We start from the raw sequence: 15824 nt of genomic DNA, 5'->3' as shown, positions 1-15824 counted from the left end.
CGGGGTCGGTGGGTCCACTCGACCCAGTGGTCGCCGTCCTGCTGCCCGGCCTTGATGCTCCACTTCGCCACCCCAGTCCCCGGGCAGCTTGAGGTTGATCAGGGTGGTCAGGTCCGTGCGGTCCAGCTCCCCGCCGACGAAGTGCAGCGGGAGCACCAGGCGCACGATGGATTCGCGGTCGGAGAGGTCGGCCGGGATGGTCAGCCAGTCCTCCATCAGGTCGGCCTCCTCGTCCAGGCCGAGGCGGTCGCGCAGGATCGGCCACAAGGCCGGCCCGTACGTCGCCTCGTCGCCGACCAGCTCCCGCGCCGCCCGCCGGGCGGTCCACACCGCGCGGTGGCCACCGGCCATGAGGCGCCACTCGCTCACCCAGTCGCCGGGCAGGCGGGTGTTCACGATCTCGTCCAGGCCCTGGCGCTCCCTGGGGCTGCCGAGGAAGTGCTCCGGGAGCGCAAGGATCACCTGGGCGCCCTCGTCCTCCAGGCGGTCCGGGATGGTCAGCCACTCCTCCTTCTGCGCCTCCGGGGCCAGGTGCAGGGCGGCCTTGAGCATCGCCCACAGGGCCGGGCCGTACACCTTGTCGTCGGAGGGGCGGGGAGCGTGCCAGTGCCCCTGACCGTCCGGGCCGGTGGCCGCGCCGACCACGGCACCCAGGCCGACCACCAAAAGGCCGGCCTGGGTGCGGCCCGGGCCACCTCGTACAGGGCCCACACGCCCGGGACGGCCGCGCGCACGGTCAGCACGGAGACGTACGCCCACCGGCCGTAGGAGGCCACGCCGCGCCACAGGGCGACGGGCAGCATCAGCACGCCGCGCACGCCCCGGGCCAGCCAGCGCCCGGCCACGGCCAGGTAGTAGGCCACGATCGTGCCGACGTCGGAGAGCTGCACCAGGAGGCGGGGCACCGGCAGGGTGGCCACCCAGTCCTGGAAGTCCGTGAGTCGGTCGGCCAGGACCTCGCGGAAGTCGGGGCCGGTCGCCGGGCCGGGCAGGGCGATGGCGCCCATCGCGGCCGGGGGCGCGGACAGCGGCTCCGGCTCGGGCAGCGCGTTGTTCCAGAACGACGCTCCGCCGGCCTTCTTCGCGGCGGCGGTCTTCGCGCTGATCGGGCGCCCGGTGAGGAACCGGCCGAGGCAAGCCGCGGTGGCTTTTCCGGCCTTGCCGATCGCCTCGTCGGTCGCCTTCTGCTGGGCGGTGCGCTTGGGCAGCTTCGGCATCTGGCTGATCAGCCAGCCGATCCCGCCGAGCGCCAGCAGCACGCCGAGCGGGGTCAGGTGGGTGACCTTGCCGATCCACTCGATGACGCTCCAGATCGCGCCCGCGATGGCGTTGCCGGTGCCGTTACCGGCGGGCGCTGGGGTGCCCGTAGCGGGGCCGGACGGGTGCGCGGAGGGCGACACCTGAGCGAGGCCGGATACGGCGCTGTGGACGCCTCTCGCGGCTGCCAGGATGGCCATGTGGTGCTCTCCTCTCCATTGCCTTGGGGAGCCTGCTGCCGGGCGGGGCGTCACCCCCGCCCGGCGTCCCCTCGTTGATCAGAGATCAGCAGGTGATCTGTCAGTGTGCGCGCCACCTGCGACAGATGGCCCACGGATTTCGGTTCTTCTCGGTCACCCGTTCAGCGGGTGCCGTGCTCCGCGTGCCACGGGCACGGGTCCTCCGGCGGGCACGGGCCGCAGCCCGGCGGGACGTTGTGCCAGTGCCAGTACTCCTGGCGGACGTAGGCCCGGGTCCCACCGGGGGCGTCCCACTCGATGCTGTCCGGGCCGATCGGACCCTGGACGTCCTCCGGGTGAAGCCGGTCGCGCTGCTGGAGCGCGTACGCCGCCGACTCGGCGAGTAGGCCGTCCAGCTCGGTCCGGCTCCGCCACCACCGCCGGTCGGCCAATGCCGCCTCCCGGAGGGCGATCTCCCGGCAGCCGTCCAGCTCCGGATCTTGGGAGAGCCGGGCCAGCACCTCCGCCTCCTGGTCCAGGTCGGGGGCGTCCGCGTAGGCCTCGGCCGCTGTGGGGGCGGTGAACGCCGGGTAGTGGTGCAGCGTTCGGCGCGGGGTCTCACTCATCAGGGGGTCTCTCCTTCGTGCGGGAGGGGCGGCCGGTGGGCCTCCCCTGGTGGGTGGTCGGTCAGGCCCGGTCGGCGGGGCCGATCCGGCGCAGGTCGGCGGGGCGGACGCGCGGCAGGGAACAGAACGCCTCGGCCAACCAGCCGATCAGCCCCCGGATCTCGACGTCCTCCGGCCCGACCCAGACGACCCGGCCCCGACCACCGGCGTACCGGCCCGAGGTCACCTCGACCTCGTCGCCTACCTGGATGCTGCTCATGTCGTGCTCCTCTCTGGTGGGGCGGGGCGGGCCCGGCCGGGCCCGCCCCGGGGTTGGTCAGAGGGCGGTGAGCCCGGCCTGACGGATCAGCGCCTCGATCTCCTGCGTGGTGACGGTCGGCCCGGACGCGTCCAGGAATCCGGCGGCGGTCATCTTGGCGTTGGCCTCCTCGGCCAGGACCTGGAGCGGGGCCGTGAAATCCGTCGCACGGGCCCGCCGCGCGGGGTCCAGGGCGACGACGGCGAGTGCGGTACGGAGCCGCTGGAAGGCCACGAGCGCTTCGCGGGTGGTGGTGTCCATGGGGATCTCCTCGGGGTGGTTAGCGGATGACGCTGACGATGTGGGTGGAGCTCATACGGCGGGTGCCCCTGTCGGTCACCACGTCGATCCGGCCAGCAGCGACGCCGGTCACGATGTGGTCAACGACCGCCCCGGTGTCCCGGAGGGTGTCGCCCGCCCGCAGGCCGATCGGGGTGGTCTTGATCACGGACTTGCGCATGGTGCTCTCCTTCGAGGTGGTTCGGGTAGTACGGGGCGGGCCCCCTCGGGCCCGCCCCTGATGGTCGATCAGAACCAGCGGTTCGCGCGGCGCTCGGCCTGGGCCTTCGCCTTCGCCTCCCGGGCGTCCTGCTTGGCCTTCTCGCGGGCGGCGTCCTCGGCCTCCTCGCGGGCCACCGCCTCCGCCTGGATCTCGTCGATCTTGGCGCCGATCTTGGCGCGGTCGCCCCCGGCGGCGGCCCGGCCGACCAGCCAGGCGAGCTTGGCCTTCTCGGCGGTGGTGTAGTAGCGCGGCTCGGCCATGGTCAGCTCCTCCCGGCGGCGAACCCGAAGCCGCCGGCCTTGGTGTTGGTGGGGGTGTTCCTCGTGCTGCGGATCTCCCGGGCGACCGTGTCCGGCCGCACCGGCTTCGTCGTCCTGGCGCTCACCCAGGCCGTCACCGCTTTTGGGTCGTCGCCGACCTCCGCCACGGCGAGGCGGACCAGGGAGGCCACGCTCGCGGCCTTCGGCGCCGGGGCTCCGGCGCTCACCGAGGCAACGAGGTTGGCCGGGAGCGGAAGCTGCTCGGTCTCCGGGCGGGGACCGCCGGACGGCTGCGTGGCGCTGACCTGGGCGGTAGCGGGCTGCGGGCGGATATCCGCCGGGTCTCCGCCGGAGAGAACAGCGGTCGGGCGGAGCGCGGAGACCGGCGTCCACACCGGCAGCTCCCAGGCGGGCGCCGCCGGGGCGCCCAGCCGCTCCAACACCGGCGCCTGGTCCTCCTGCCCGTTGACCTCCGCCAACTCCTGCCAGGCGCCGGAGAGGCGCTCGGCGGCCTTCGACTGGGCCTTCGCCACGGCCGCTCCGGCCCGGGACAGGGAGTCCATGCGGGTCCGCTCGCCGTGGGTCTGGGCGTTGAGCACCGCCCGGGAGATCGCCGCGTTGTCGCGGGAGTCCTGGAGGACCCGGCGGATCTCCGACTTGGCCTTCGGGCTGATCTCCGTCGACTCCCACACGCCGTGGAGCCACCAGAGCGATTTGGCGGCGAGCGGGAGCCAGGCGACCGCGAGCCACCCGGCGGTGTGAGGGCTGGTCAGCGCGTGGACGACCAGCATCCCGGTCGTCAGCGCCCCGAACATCCAGCCCAGCGCGGTGACCTTGGCGTTGTGGTCGCCCTGCCCCGCCAACCGGCGTTCGTAGGAGAGGGCGGCGAGCCAGGCGCCGTCGTAACCCAGGCCGATCACCAGCGCCAGGGCGAGCGGCATCACGCCGTTGAGCCACAGGGCCACCACGGCGACGGTCAGCACCGCCGAGACGACGGTCACCGCCAGAGCCGGAGCCGCGAGCCAGGCCCGGCCCGCCGTGCGTCGCAGAGAGGTGTTCATCGGGCACCGTCCTCGAACTCCACGGCCAGCACCAGCGCCTCGTTCCAGCGGTCGCAGTCGGCGAGCATCACGGCGGTGGAGGTGCAGCCGCAGGTACCGGCCCAGTGGGCGGCGGCGGCCTTCTCCTGGATGGCGAACAGCGCGCTCTCCTCGGCCCGCCGCAGCCAACCGGCCAGCAGCTCGAAGGAGCCGAGCAGCATGCCGACCGCCACCAGCTCGGCCACGACCAGCTCCGCCCAGAACGGCGCGTCGAAGTGGGCCATGAAGGCACCGGCCGCACCAGCGGCGGCGGCGGCGAACAGCGCGGCCACCAGGACGGCCAAGCGCTGCGGGGTGAGGGCCCGCCAGACGAGGCCGGCCTTCGGGGCCTTCGGCTGGGGGGCGGGCTTCTGGACGGGCGTGCCACCGGCGTAGCTCATCGGGCACCCCCGACGATCGCGGCGGCCTGGGCGAGCTGGGTGAAGGTCTGGGCCAGCTGGGCCTGGGCGGCCCCGAGGGCGACCAGCGCGGCCCGCCCCTCGTTGGTGTGCCCCATGCCGCTGGCGGCGTTGGACAGCGTCGCGTCGGCCCGCTCCGCGAGCTGGAGACCGCGCCGGAGCATCTGGGCGGCGAAGTCGCGGTCGTCGCTCATCGGGCACCGTCCTGGGGCCAGATGACGCTGATGCCGGAGCCGCGCTCCAGGACGACCGGCTCGGGGGCCGGGGCCGGGGTCGGCTCGGGCGCCGGGGACGGGTTCGGGGCGGGGGCGGGCACGGACGTGCCGGGCCCCTGGGTACGATCCATCACGGATCGCCCTCCTGTCGTCTCAGGGGGGTGGTCAAGGCCCTGAGCAGGTGTTTGCCGCACCGGCTCGGGGCCGCTCCCGTTTGGGAACGGCTCCACCATGACACGTTATTTCGCAGCGCACAAGTGTGTTGCGTAGCGAGTCATGACGGTATGATCCCCGCATGGACATTCCGGAGGTAGCACAAGCTGCCGCACTCGCAGAGGTAGCAAAGCTGGGTCACGACAGGGGCGAACTGCTACGGCAGGCGGACGAGTTGCTGACCCGCATCAAGCCCGCCGCCGTGAAGGCCGTACAGGCTGGCGCGGGGCGCAACCGCGTACGAGAGCTGGCGGGAGTCTCCACCACGCTCTGGTACGAGTGGCTGGACGAGGCGGGCATCCAGGTCCGCCCCAGGGCGGCGAAGAAGACCGCCACGAAGAAGGCCACTACCAGCCGGAAGCGGGAGACCTCGTGACCGACCGCCTGCCCCAGCCCGCCGACATGTCGCACGCGATGCTGATCGGCCTCTTGATGCACCTCGGCGGCAGCTTCGACATGCCCGCCGACGCCCTCTCGGTCGATGCCCTCGGCACGCCGGACGGCACGTTCCACGCCGTTGAGCTGGGGATCTTGGAGGATGGGCAGGTTCGCCTGTCCGTCGTTCCCCGGCCGCACGGAGAGGGTGCAGGACTCCAGTTCCGCAACGGGGAGTAACCTCAGCCCCACGAACGGCGATTGACCCCACACAAGACGAAACCCGCCCCCCGGACCCTCACTTGGTGCCGTAACCAGGAGAGGGGTCGTAATCCGGAAGGCGGGCCCTAGACGGTGTCGAGTGTAGGTGACCACGCGTCCCGACACACCATGGCACCGGGAGAGGGCGTACCTTGCCCACCCGAAAGAAGTCGGCCCCGATCCCCCGCCAGCAGGGCGAGGGCACCGTTTCCCAGCTCGACCGTGACGGCGTTCCGGCGGGCTGTATCCAGATCCCCGGCATGCGGCTGGGGTGGTTCTACCGCCTGAACGACCGGATGGTCCTGCACCAGCACCGGCCTGGGTCCCCGCTGCTGCACGTCGGGCAGGCGCCGAAGGTCACCTCCGTGATCGCGCACCTGACCGACGACGGCGAAGACATCCGCACTGAGTACCTGGTCGTCGGCCGCCGTCAGCGTCGCCCCCGGATCATCACGGAAGACGAACTCGACCGGGGCACCTGGGCGTCGAAGACCGGCAGCCGCCGGCCGACCGGCCCGGACGAGAAGCACGCGTTCGCCAAGGCCATGCGCATGCAGGCGGAGGACGCCCCCGAGGTCCCCGCCCGCACGTACTACACCGACGAGGGCGACCTCGTGCTTCCCGAGGCGGACGCCCAGCTCTACGGCTACGGCACCCTGTGCGGGTCCGAGAAGGCCGCCCGCGACGCGTGGGAGGAGACCGGCGCGTACGCGGTCGTGGACCCCAAGGCCGCGCTGGTGATGGGCGCGATGTTCTCCGGCCCGATGCTCGATTCCCTGGGCGTGCTGGCGCACATCCTGAACCTCCACGGGCCCGGCCAGCAGGGCAAGTCCACGATGATGTTCGTCTGCGCGGCCCTGTTCGGGAACATCAAGCCGCGCCGACAGCGGCTGCTGATGACGTGGAACGCCAGCAAGCAGGGCATCACCCAGGACCTGCGCGGGCGCGGCTACCTGCCGCTGTGCCTGGACGAGCACAGCAGCAGCGGGCGCACCCCGCAGCAGTCCAGCTCGGAGTTCTCCCAGATCTGCGCGGGCTGCCTGCGCTCGACCGGCACGGTCGACGGCGGCATCCGGGAGATGGACGGCTTCTGGCTGTCGATCCTGCTGTCCAGCTCCAACCTGCCGTTGAAGTTCGAGGGGCAGACCGAAGACCTGGCCTCGCGCCTGCTGGAGATCAAGGCGCCGTTCTTCCCGAACGCGTGGGTGGACCTGGACGGCAACGCGGTCGGCGCCGACCACAAGGGCGCCGAGCACGTCTCCAAGCGACTCAAGCGACTGGCCAGGGACCACGGCGGGTGGCCGCTGGAGTGGGCCCGCAAGGCTGGCGCCTTCACCGCCGAGAAGCTGAAGGAGGCCCGGCGGGCGCACCTGGAGCTGTGCGCCAAGTACATGCCGCGCAACGGCGGTATCCCCGACACGATCGCCGAGATTCACATGGCGTGGGTGGTCGGCGCTCACGTCCTGGGCGAGGCCATCGGCGTGCCGGGCCTGGGCGAGGCTGCCGAGCGCGCTGCCGCCGAGCGGCTGAAGGCGGCGATCGAGGCTGCGGCGGAGACGAACGTGCCGGAGGGCGAGCTGCTGTGGCGGGCGCTGGACGCGATGCGCCTGGACGTTGCGGCGTTCCCGGAGATGGAGGAGCTGCCCCGGGCCGCTGCTGGCGGGGTCAAGCCGCGCGGGTTCTACCGCGTCGACCGGCACGGCCAGCAGGAGTGGTGGGTGCTGGACCCGGTGGTGAAGGAGGCCGGGGACAAGGGTGGCGTCGTCAACCTCACCTCCGCGCTGCGGCAGCTCGATGAGGTGAAGGTGCACGTACGGGGCGAGGGCGCCAACGTGCTGCGGCGGGTGCCGAACTTCCTGCGGGACAAGCCCGTCACCCAGCGGATGCACTGCTTCAACCTCGGTCCGGCGCAGGAGCTGTTCGGCGGACCGCTCGACCTCGATGACGACGGCGACGACGGCCACGACGGCCAGGGCGACGGCGGCACGGACCACCAGGAGTCGGGCGAGGTGCCCGGCGGCGAGACGGCGTTCGTGCCGACGCAGGTCGAGCTGTCGCTGTCCGCGCCCGAGGCGGAGCCGGTGCCGACCGTGGCGGCCGGGCTGCCCGCGCTGGTTCGGGAGGTGACCGAACCTCGGTGGGACGAGCTGGTGGACGGGAAGTTCAGCGCGGCGAAGGTCGGCGTGCTGGCGGGCACCGGGCTGCACCTGCCCAACATGCGGCCGGTGCCGGTGCCCATGCCGGGCAGCGTGGAGGAGACCTACGCGCTCATGGCGGCGTACGACGTGTGCACCCTGTACGTCCACGCCAGCGCCATCGGGGCCATGGGGCTGCCCGCCTACGACATCACGGTGTACGGCGAACTCGTGGCACCGCACGAGCACCCGTGGGCCACCCCCGTGGCGGGCGGCGTGGTCGAGCGCGTCGAGCCCGCCGGCCTTTCGTTCTGGATGACCGCCATCCCCGGCGACGGCGAGCGGCGCCACATCTCCATCCCGGCCTACGACCCGTCCCGCCTGGAGGACTCCTTCGGCTCCGCCGTCGACGGCGCGCAGCTGCTCGAAGCGGTGATGCTGTTCCTGCTGTCCAGCCGGGGCAAGGGCAAGCGCCCCAAGGTGGAGCGGTACTACCGCAACGTCAACATGACCGCCATGGGCTACGCCGGGATGACCGCCGACCTGGCCCGGTGCGAGGCGATCCGGCTGGAGACCATCCCCCAGTTCACCGCCGGGCAGCGGCTCAAGCCGATCCTTCACCTCGGGTGGAACCGGCGCATGGAGCCGCCGGAGCGCGACATGAAGTGGCTGCACCGGTACGACAAGACCGCCGCGTGGCTGTCCGCCTGGTCGAACACGCCGCTCGGGTCGGTGAGCCGACCCACTACCCGGACGGCGCGGAGTTCGACCCGAAGAAGGCCGGCCTTTGGCGCGTGGCGGAGGCGCCCGGGTTCGGGCTGCCCGGCCTGCCCACCTTCCAGCTCCGCACGGCCGAGGAAGGCGGCTGGTGGCCGGGAGCAGGGCGGACCGTCGACGCGCCAAGCCTTCGGTCGACTCCGCGCCGGGTGTGGGTCGGCTCACCGCCCCGAGCGGCGTGTTCGACCAGGCGGACAGCCACGCGGCGGTCTGTCGTACCGGTGCAGCCACTTCATGTCGCGCTCCGGCGGCTCCATGCGCCGGTTCCACCCGAGGTGAAGGATCGGCTTGAGCCGCTGCCCGGCGGTGAACTGGGGGATGGTCTCCAGCCGGATCGCCTCGCACCGGGCCAGGTCGGCGGTCATCCCGGCGTAGCCCATGGCGGTCATGTTGACGTTGCGGTAGTACCGCTCCACCTTGGGGCGCTTGCCCTTGCCCCGGCTGGACAGCAGGAACAGCATCACCGCTTCGAGCAGCTGCGCGCCGTCGACGGCGGAGCCGAAGGAGTCCTCCAGGCGGGACGGGTCGTAGGCCGGGATGGAGATGTGGCGCCGCTCGCCGTCGCCGGGGATGGCGGTCATCCAGAACGAAAGGCCGGCGGGCTCGACGCGCTCGACCACGCCGCCCGCCACGGGGGTGGCCCACGGGTGCTCGTGCGGTGCCACGAGTTCGCCGTACACCGTGATGTCGTAGGCGGGCAGCCCCATGGCCCCGATGGCGCTGGCGTGGACGTACAGGGTGCACACGTCGTACGCCGCCATGAGCGCGTAGGTCTCCTCCACGCTGCCCGGCATGGGCACCGGCACCGGCCGCATGTTGGGCAGGTGCAGCCCGGTGCCCGCCAGCACGCCGACCTTCGCCGCGCTGAACTTCCCGTCCACCAGCTCGTCCCACCGAGGTTCGGTCACCTCCCGAACCAGCGCGGGCAGCCCGGCCGCCACGGTCGGCACCGGCTCCGCCTCGGGCGCGGACAGCGACAGCTCGACCTGCGTCGGCACGAACGCCGTCTCGCCGCCGGGCACCTCGCCCGACTCCTGGTGGTCCGTGCCGCCGTCGCCCTGGCCGTCGTGGCCGTCGTCGCCGTCGTCATCGAGGTCGAGCGGTCCGCCGAACAGCTCCTGCGCCGGACCGAGGTTGAAGCAGTGCATCCGCTGGGTGACGGGCTTGTCCCGCAGGAAGTTCGGCACCCGCCGCAGCACGTTGGCGCCCTCGCCCCGTACGTGCACCTTCACCTCATCGAGCTGCCGCAGCGCGGAGGTGAGGTTGACGACGCCACCCTTGTCCCCGGCCTCCTTCACCACCGGGTCCAGCACCCACCACTCCTGCTGGCCGTGCCGGTCGACGCGGTAGAACCCGCGCGGCTTGACCCCGCCAGCAGCGGCCCGGGGCAGCTCCTCCATCTCCGGGAACGCCGCAACGTCCAGGCGCATCGCGTCCAGCGCCCGCCACAGCAGCTCGCCCTCCGGCACGTTCGTCTCCGCCGCAGCCTCGATCGCCGCCTTCAGCCGCTCGGCGGCAGCGCGCTCGGCAGCCTCGCCCAGGCCCGGCACGCCGATGGCCTCGCCCAGGACGTGAGCGCCGACCACCCACGCCATGTGAATCTCGGCGATCGTGTCGGGGATACCGCCGTTGCGCGGCATGTACTTGGCGCACAGCTCCAGGTGCGCCCGCCGGGCCTCCTTCAGCTTCTCGGCGGTGAAGGCGCCAGCCTTGCGGGCCCACTCCAGCGGCCACCCGCCGTGGTCCCTGGCCAGTCGCTTGAGTCGCTTGGAGACGTGCTCGGCGCCCTTGTGGTCGGCGCCGACCGCGTTGCCGTCCAGGTCCACCCACGCGTTCGGGAAGAACGGCGCCTTGATCTCCAGCAGGCGCGAGGCCAGGTCTTCGGTCTGCCCCTCGAACTTCAACGGCAGGTTGGAGCTGGACAGCAGGATCGACAGCCAGAAGCCGTCCATCTCCCGGATGCCGCCGTCGACCGTGCCGGTCGAGCGCAGGCAGCCCGCGCAGATCTGGGAGAACTCCGAGCTGGACTGCTGCGGGGTGCGCCCGCTGCTGCTGTGCTCGTCCAGGCACAGCGGCAGGTAGCCGCGCCCGCGCAGGTCCTGGGTGATGCCCTGCTTGCTGGCGTTCCACGTCATCAGCAGCCGCTGTCGGCGCGGCTTGATGTTCCCGAACAGGGCCGCGCAGACGAACATCATCGTGGACTTGCCCTGCTGGCCGGGCCCGTGGAGGTTCAGGATGTGCGCCAGCACGCCCAGGGAATCGAGCATCGGGCCGGAGAACATCGCGCCCATCACCAGCGCGGCCTTGGGGTCCACGACCGCGTACGCGCCGGTCTCCTCCCACGCGTCGCGGGCGGCCTTCTCGGACCCGCACAGGGTGCCGTAGCCGTAGAGCTGGGCGTCCGCCTCGGGAAGCACGAGGTCGCCCTCGTCGGTGTAGTACGTGCGGGCGGGGACCTCGGGGGCGTCCTCCGCCTGCATGCGCATGGCCTTGGCGAACGCGTGCTTCTCGTCCGGGCCGGTCGGCCGGCGGCTGCCGGTCTTCGACGCCCAGGTGCCCCGGTCGAGTTCGTCTTCCGTGATGATCCGGGGGCGACGCTGACGGCGGCCGACGACCAGGTACTCAGTGCGGATGTCTTCGCCGTCGTCGGTCAGGTGCGCGATCACGGAGGTGACCTTCGGCGCCTGCCCGACGTGCAGCAGCGGGGACCCAGGCCGGTGCTGGTGCAGGACCATCCGGTCGTTCAGGCGGTAGAACCACCCCAGCCGCATGCCGGGGATCTGGATACAGCCCGCCGGAACGCCGTCACGGTCGAGCTGGGAAACGGTGCCCTCGCCCTGCTGGCGGGGGATCGGGGCCGACTTCTTTCGGGTGGGCAAGGTACGCCCTCTCCCGGTGCCATGGTGTGTCGGGACGCGTGGTCACCTACACTCGACACCGTCTAGGGCCCGCCTTCCGGATTACGACCCCTCTCCTGGTTACGGCACCAAGTGAGGGTCCGGGGGGCGGGTTTCGTCTTGTGTGGGGTCAATCGCCGTTCGTGGGGCTGAGGTTACTCCCCGTTGCGGAACTGGAGTCCTGCACCCTCTCCGTGCGGCCGGGGAACGACGGACAGGCGAACCTGCCCATCCTCCAAGATCCCCAGCTCAACGGCGTGGAACGTGCCGTCCGGCGTGCCGAGGGCATCGACCGAGAGGGCGTCGGCGGGCATGTCGAAGCTGCCGCCGAGGTGCATCAAGAGGCCGATCAGCATCGCGTGCGACATGTCGGCGGGCTGGGGCAGGCGGTCGGTCACGAGGTCTCCCGCTTCCGGCTGGTAGTGGCCTTCTTCGTGGCGGTCTTCTTCGCCGCCCTGGGGCGGACCTGGATGCCCGCCTCGTCCAGCCACTCGTACCAGAGCGTGGTGGAGACTCCCGCCAGCTCTCGTACGCGGTTGCGCCCCGCGCCAGCCTGTACGGCCTTCACGGCGGCGGGCTTGATGCGGGTCAGCAACTCGTCCGCCTGCCGTAGCAGTTCGCCCCTGTCGTGACCCAGCTTTGCTACCTCTGCGAGTGCGGCAGCTTGTGCTACCTCCGGAATGTCCATGCGGGGATCATACCGTCATGACTCGCTACGCAACACACTTGTGCGCTGCGAAATAACGTGTCATGGTGGAGCCGTTCCCAAACGGGAGCGGCCCCGAGCCGGTGCGGCAAACACCTGCTCAGGGCCTTGACCACCCCCTGAGACGACAGGAGGGCGATCCGTGATGGATCGTACCCAGGGGCCCGGCACGTCCGTGCCCGCCCCCGCCCCGAACCCGTCCCCGGCGCCCGAGCCGACCCCGGCCCCGGCCCCCGAGCCGGTCGTCCTGGAGCGCGGCTCCGGCATCAGCGTCATCTGGCCCCAGGACGGTGCCCGATGAGCGACGACCGCGACTTCGCCGCCCAGATGCTCCGGCGCGGTCTCCAGCTCGCGGAGCGGGCCGACGCGACGCTGTCCAACGCCGCCAGCGGCATGGGGCACACCAACGAGGGGCGGGCCGCGCTGGTCGCCCTCGGGGCCGCCCAGGCCCAGCTGGCCCAGACCTTCACCCAGCTCGCCCAGGCCGCCGCGATCGTCGGGGGTGCCCGATGAGCTACGCCGGTGGCACGCCCGTCCAGAAGCCCGCCCCCCAGCCGAAGGCCCCGAAGGCCGGCCTCGTCTGGCGGGCCCTCACCCCGCAGCGCTTGGCCGTCCTGGTGGCCGCGCTGTTCGCCGCCGCCGCCGCTGGTGCGGCCGGTGCCTTCATGGCCCACTTCGACGCGCCGTTCTGGGCGGAGCTGGTCGTGGCCGAGCTGGTGGCGGTCGGCATGCTGCTCGGCTCCTTCGAGCTGCTGGCCGGTTGGCTGCGGCGGGCCGAGGAGAGCGCGCTGTTCGCCATCCAGGAGAAGGCCGCCGCCGCCCACTGGGCCGGTACCTGCGGCTGCACCTCCACCGCCGTGATGCTCGCCGACTGCGACCGCTGGAACGAGGCGCTGGTGCTGGCCGTGGAGTTCGAGGACGGTGCCCGATGAACACCTCTCTGCGACGCACGGCGGGCCGGGCCTGGCTCGCGGCTCCGGCTCTGGCGGTGACCGTCGTCTCGGCGGTGCTGACCGTCGCCGTGGTGGCCCTGTGGCTCAACGGCGTGATGCCGCTCGCCCTGGCGCTGGTGATCGGCCTGGGTTACGACGGCGCCTGGCTCGCCGCCCTCTCCTACGAACGCCGGTTGGCGGGGCAGGGCGACCACAACGCCAAGGTCACCGCGCTGGGCTGGATGTTCGGGGCGCTGACGACCGGGATGCTGGTCGTCCACGCGCTGACCAGCCCTCACACCGCCGGGTGGCTCGCGGTCGCCTGGCTCCCGCTCGCCGCCAAATCGCTCTGGTGGCTCCACGGCGTGTGGGAGTCGACGGAGATCAGCCCGAAGGCCAAGTCGGAGATCCGCCGGGTCCTCCAGGACTCCCGCGACAACGCGGCGATCTCCCGGGCGGTGCTCAACGCCCAGACCCACGGCGAGCGGACCCGCATGGACTCCCTGTCCCGGGCCGGAGCGGCCGTGGCGAAGGCCCAGTCGAAGGCCGCCGAGCGCCTCTCCGGCGCCTGGCAGGAGTTGGCGGAGGTCAACGGGCAGGAGGACCAGGCGCCGGTGTTGGAGCGGCTGGGCGCCCCGGCGGCGCCCGCCTGGGAGCTGCCGGTGTGGACGCCGGTCTCCGCGCTCCGCCCGACCGCTGTTCTCTCCGGCGGAGACCCGGCGGATATCCGCCCGCAGCCCGCTACCGCCCAGGTCAGCGCCACGCAGCCGTCCGGCGGTCCCCGCCCGGAGACCGAGCAGCTTCCGCTCCCGGCCAACCTCGTTGCCTCGGTGAGCGCCGGAGCCCCGGCGCCGAAGGCCGCGAGCGTGGCCTCCCTGGTCCGCCTCGCCGTGGCGGAGGTCGGCGACGACCCAAAAGCGGTGACGGCCTGGGTGAGCGCCAGGACGACGAAGCCGGTGCGGCCGGACACGGTCGCCCGGGAGATCCGCAGCACGAGGAACACCCCCACCAACACCAAGGCCGGCGGCTTCGGGTTCGCCGCCGGGAGGAGCTGACCATGGCCGAGCCGCGCTACTACACCACCGCCGAGAAGGCCAAGCTCGCCTGGCTGGTCGGCCGGGCCGCCGCCGGGGGCGACCGCGCCAAGATCGGCGCCAAGATCGACGAGATCCAGGCGGAGGCGGTGGCCCGCGAGGAGGCCGAGGACGCCGCCCGCGAGAAGGCCAAGCAGGACGCCCGGGAGGCGAAGGCGAAGGCCCAGGCCGAGCGCCGCGCGAACCGCTGGTTCTGATCGACCATCAGGGGCGGGCCCGAGGGGGCCCGCCCCGTACTACCCGAACCACCTCGAAGGAGAGCACCATGCGCAAGTCCGTGATCAAGACCACCCCGATCGGCCTGCGGGCGGGCGACACCCTCCGGGACACCGGGGCGGTCGTTGACCACATCGTGACCGGCGTCGCTGCTGGCCGGATCGACGTGGTGACCGACAGGGGCACCCGCCGTATGAGCTCCACCCACATCGTCAGCGTCATCCGCTAACCACCCCGAGGAGATCCCCATGGACACCACCACCCGCGAAGCGCTCGTGGCCTTCCAGCGGCTCCGTACCGCACTCGCCGTCGTCGCCCTGGACCCCGCGCGGCGGGCCCGTGCGACGGATTTCACGGCCCCGCTCCAGGTCCTGGCCGAGGAGGCCAACGCCAAGATGACCGCCGCCGGATTCCTGGACGCGTCCGGGCCGACCGTCACCACGCAGGAGATCGAGGCGCTGATCCGTCAGGCCGGGCTCACCGCCCTCTGACCAACCCCGGGGCGGGCCCGGCCGGGCCCGCCCCGCCCCACCAGAGAGGAGCACGACATGAGCAGCATCCAGGTAGGCGACGAGGTCGAGGTGACCTCGGGCCGGTACGCCGGTGGTCGGGGCCGGGTCGTCTGGGTCGGGCCGGAGGACGTCGAGATCCGGGGGCTGATCGGCTGGTTGGCCGAGGCGTTCTGTTCCCTGCCGCGCGTCCGCCCCGCCGACCTGCGCCGGATCGGCCCCGCCGACCGGGCCTGACCGACCACCCACCAGGGGAGGCCCACCGGCCGCCCCTCCCGCACGAAGGAGAGACCCCCTGATGAGTGAGACCCCGCGCCGAACGCTGCACCACTACCCGGCGTTCACCGCCCCCACAGCGGCCGAGGCCTACGCGGACGCCCCCGACCTGGACCAGGAGGCGGAGGTGCTGGCCCGGCTCTCCCAAGATCCGGAGCTGGACGGCTGCCGGGAGATCGCCCTCCGGGAGGCGGCATTGGCCGACCGGCGGTGGTGGCGGAGCCGGACCGAGCTGGACGGCCTACTCGCCGAGTCGGCGGCGTACGCGCTCCAGCAGCGCGACCGGCTTCACCCGGAGGACGTCCAGGGTCCGATCGGCCCGGACAGCATCGAGTGGGACGCCCCCGGTGGGACCCGGGCCTACGTCCGCCAGGAGTACTGGCACTGGCACAACGTCCCGCCGGGCTGCGGCCCGTGCCCGCCGGAGGACCCGTGCCCGTGGCACGCGGAGCACGGCACCCGCTGAACGGGTGACCGAGAAGAACCGAAATCCGTGGGCCATCTGTCGCAGGTGGCGCGCACACTGACAGATCACCTGCTGATCTCTGATCAACGAGGGGACGCCGGGCGGGGGTGACGCCCGCCCGGCAGCAGGCTC

The 15824-nt window shown here is 72.4% G+C and carries 26 protein-coding genes; 12 read left to right on the top strand and 14 right to left on the bottom strand.

Annotated features, from left to right (window positions below; translation table 11 throughout):
* The 11 genes from F7Q99_RS40275 to F7Q99_RS40225 all read right to left on the bottom strand — a co-directional run.
* A partial coding sequence (locus tag F7Q99_RS40275; protein ID WP_153472391.1) for a hypothetical protein occupies nt 1-552 on the bottom strand: 552 nt, incomplete at its 3' end.
* Complete coding sequence (locus tag F7Q99_RS40270; RefSeq protein WP_153472389.1) at nt 498-1457, bottom strand: hypothetical protein; 960 nt, start codon at nt 1455-1457, stop codon at nt 498-500. The genes F7Q99_RS40275 and F7Q99_RS40270, both read right to left, overlap by 55 nt.
* Nucleotides 1458-1618: 161 nt before the next feature.
* Nucleotides 1619-2062, bottom strand: a complete 444-nt coding sequence (locus tag F7Q99_RS40265) for a hypothetical protein (protein ID WP_153471975.1) — start codon at nt 2060-2062, stop codon at nt 1619-1621.
* 61 nt (nt 2063-2123) lie between these two features.
* Nucleotides 2124-2321, bottom strand: a complete 198-nt coding sequence (locus F7Q99_RS40260) for a KOW motif-containing protein (protein WP_153471978.1) — start codon at nt 2319-2321, stop codon at nt 2124-2126.
* Between the two features lie 57 nt (nt 2322-2378).
* Nucleotides 2379-2621, bottom strand: coding sequence for a hypothetical protein (locus tag F7Q99_RS40255; RefSeq protein WP_153471981.1), 243 nt, complete (start codon nt 2619-2621; stop codon nt 2379-2381).
* 19 nt (nt 2622-2640) lie between these two features.
* Nucleotides 2641-2820, bottom strand: coding sequence for a hypothetical protein (locus tag F7Q99_RS40250; protein ID WP_153471984.1), 180 nt, complete (start codon nt 2818-2820; stop codon nt 2641-2643).
* A 68-nt stretch (nt 2821-2888) separates the two neighbouring features.
* Nucleotides 2889-3122 (bottom strand): hypothetical protein, encoded by a 234-nt coding sequence (locus tag F7Q99_RS40245; protein WP_153471987.1) that lies wholly within the window; start codon nt 3120-3122, stop codon nt 2889-2891.
* A 2-nt stretch (nt 3123-3124) separates the two neighbouring features.
* A complete protein-coding gene (locus tag F7Q99_RS40240; RefSeq protein ID WP_153471990.1) occupies nt 3125-4183 on the bottom strand; it encodes a protein spdB in 1059 nt (352 codons plus the stop codon).
* The gene (locus F7Q99_RS40235) at nt 4180-4602 is read right to left on the bottom strand and encodes a hypothetical protein (protein ID WP_153471993.1); all 423 of its coding nucleotides are present in this window, start codon (nt 4600-4602) and stop codon (nt 4180-4182) included. The genes F7Q99_RS40240 and F7Q99_RS40235 overlap by 4 nt, the downstream gene beginning before the upstream one ends.
* A complete protein-coding gene (locus F7Q99_RS40230) occupies nt 4599-4814 on the bottom strand; it encodes a hypothetical protein (protein WP_153471996.1) in 216 nt (71 codons plus the stop codon). Before F7Q99_RS40230 ends, F7Q99_RS40235 begins: the two co-directional genes overlap by 4 nt.
* Nucleotides 4811-4966 carry a hypothetical protein gene (locus tag F7Q99_RS40225; RefSeq protein WP_153472163.1) on the bottom strand — a complete coding sequence of 52 codons (156 nt, stop codon included), beginning with the start codon at nt 4964-4966 and terminating at the stop codon, nt 4811-4813. The genes F7Q99_RS40230 and F7Q99_RS40225 overlap by 4 nt, the downstream gene beginning before the upstream one ends.
* A 164-nt stretch (nt 4967-5130) precedes the next feature.
* On the opposite strand from F7Q99_RS40225, the gene F7Q99_RS40220 reads away from it, so the two are divergent.
* The 3 genes from F7Q99_RS40220 (at nt 5131) to F7Q99_RS40210 (ending at nt 8875) form a co-directional block, all read left to right on the top strand.
* Nucleotides 5131-5424 (top strand): hypothetical protein, encoded by a 294-nt coding sequence (locus F7Q99_RS40220; protein WP_153471999.1) that lies wholly within the window; start codon nt 5131-5133, stop codon nt 5422-5424.
* A complete protein-coding gene (locus F7Q99_RS40215; RefSeq protein ID WP_326847577.1) occupies nt 5421-5663 on the top strand; it encodes a pRL2-19 in 243 nt (80 codons plus the stop codon). Before F7Q99_RS40220 ends, F7Q99_RS40215 begins: the two co-directional genes overlap by 4 nt.
* A 173-nt stretch (nt 5664-5836) precedes the next feature.
* On the top strand, nt 5837-8875 hold the full coding sequence (locus tag F7Q99_RS40210; RefSeq protein WP_153472387.1) for a DUF927 domain-containing protein: 3039 nt from the start codon (nt 5837-5839) through the stop codon (nt 8873-8875).
* Here F7Q99_RS40210 and F7Q99_RS40205 read toward each other — a convergent pair.
* The 3 genes from F7Q99_RS40205 to F7Q99_RS40195 all read right to left on the bottom strand — a co-directional run bounded on the left by F7Q99_RS40205 (nt 8758) and on the right by F7Q99_RS40195 (nt 12181).
* Nucleotides 8758-11475, bottom strand: coding sequence for a DUF927 domain-containing protein (locus F7Q99_RS40205; RefSeq protein WP_153472385.1), 2718 nt, complete (start codon nt 11473-11475; stop codon nt 8758-8760). The two genes, F7Q99_RS40210 and F7Q99_RS40205, sit on opposite strands and share 118 nt — an antisense overlap.
* A gap of 173 nt (nt 11476-11648) precedes the next feature.
* A complete protein-coding gene (locus F7Q99_RS40200; RefSeq protein WP_326847577.1) occupies nt 11649-11891 on the bottom strand; it encodes a pRL2-19 in 243 nt (80 codons plus the stop codon).
* Nucleotides 11888-12181 carry a hypothetical protein gene (locus tag F7Q99_RS40195; protein ID WP_153471999.1) on the bottom strand — a complete coding sequence of 98 codons (294 nt, stop codon included), beginning with the start codon at nt 12179-12181 and terminating at the stop codon, nt 11888-11890. The genes F7Q99_RS40200 and F7Q99_RS40195 overlap by 4 nt, the downstream gene beginning before the upstream one ends.
* A gap of 163 nt (nt 12182-12344) precedes the next feature.
* Between F7Q99_RS40195 and F7Q99_RS40190 the strand changes: the two genes are divergently transcribed.
* From F7Q99_RS40190 to F7Q99_RS40150, 9 genes are all read left to right on the top strand, one after another.
* On the top strand, nt 12345-12500 hold the full coding sequence (locus F7Q99_RS40190; RefSeq protein WP_153472163.1) for a hypothetical protein: 156 nt from the start codon (nt 12345-12347) through the stop codon (nt 12498-12500).
* Complete coding sequence (locus F7Q99_RS40185) at nt 12497-12712, top strand: hypothetical protein (RefSeq protein WP_153471996.1); 216 nt, start codon at nt 12497-12499, stop codon at nt 12710-12712. Before F7Q99_RS40190 ends, F7Q99_RS40185 begins: the two co-directional genes overlap by 4 nt.
* Nucleotides 12709-13131, top strand: a complete 423-nt coding sequence (locus tag F7Q99_RS40180; RefSeq protein WP_153471993.1) for a hypothetical protein — start codon at nt 12709-12711, stop codon at nt 13129-13131. The genes F7Q99_RS40185 and F7Q99_RS40180 overlap by 4 nt, the downstream gene beginning before the upstream one ends.
* Nucleotides 13128-14186 carry a protein spdB gene (locus F7Q99_RS40175; RefSeq protein WP_153471990.1) on the top strand — a complete coding sequence of 353 codons (1059 nt, stop codon included), beginning with the start codon at nt 13128-13130 and terminating at the stop codon, nt 14184-14186. Before F7Q99_RS40180 ends, F7Q99_RS40175 begins: the two co-directional genes overlap by 4 nt.
* A gap of 2 nt (nt 14187-14188) precedes the next feature.
* The gene (locus F7Q99_RS40170) at nt 14189-14422 is read left to right on the top strand and encodes a hypothetical protein (RefSeq protein WP_153471987.1); all 234 of its coding nucleotides are present in this window, start codon (nt 14189-14191) and stop codon (nt 14420-14422) included.
* 68 nt (nt 14423-14490) lie between these two features.
* Nucleotides 14491-14670 carry a hypothetical protein gene (locus tag F7Q99_RS40165; RefSeq protein ID WP_153471984.1) on the top strand — a complete coding sequence of 60 codons (180 nt, stop codon included), beginning with the start codon at nt 14491-14493 and terminating at the stop codon, nt 14668-14670.
* Nucleotides 14671-14689: 19 nt separating this feature from the next.
* Nucleotides 14690-14932: a hypothetical protein gene (locus tag F7Q99_RS40160; protein WP_153471981.1), complete on the top strand. Its 243-nt coding sequence runs from the start codon at nt 14690-14692 to the stop codon at nt 14930-14932.
* A 57-nt stretch (nt 14933-14989) separates the two neighbouring features.
* A complete protein-coding gene (locus F7Q99_RS40155; RefSeq protein ID WP_153471978.1) occupies nt 14990-15187 on the top strand; it encodes a KOW motif-containing protein in 198 nt (65 codons plus the stop codon).
* A gap of 61 nt (nt 15188-15248) precedes the next feature.
* Nucleotides 15249-15692 carry a hypothetical protein gene (locus tag F7Q99_RS40150; protein ID WP_153471975.1) on the top strand — a complete coding sequence of 148 codons (444 nt, stop codon included), beginning with the start codon at nt 15249-15251 and terminating at the stop codon, nt 15690-15692.
* Nucleotides 15693-15824: the final 132 nt, after the last annotated feature.

Source organism: Streptomyces kaniharaensis (assembly GCF_009569385.1).
GTDB classification, from domain to species: Bacteria; Actinomycetota; Actinomycetes; order Streptomycetales; family Streptomycetaceae; genus Kitasatospora; species Kitasatospora kaniharaensis.
The sequence above is the reverse complement of the archived record's forward strand: the minus strand, read 5'-3'. Positions and strand labels throughout refer to the sequence as shown.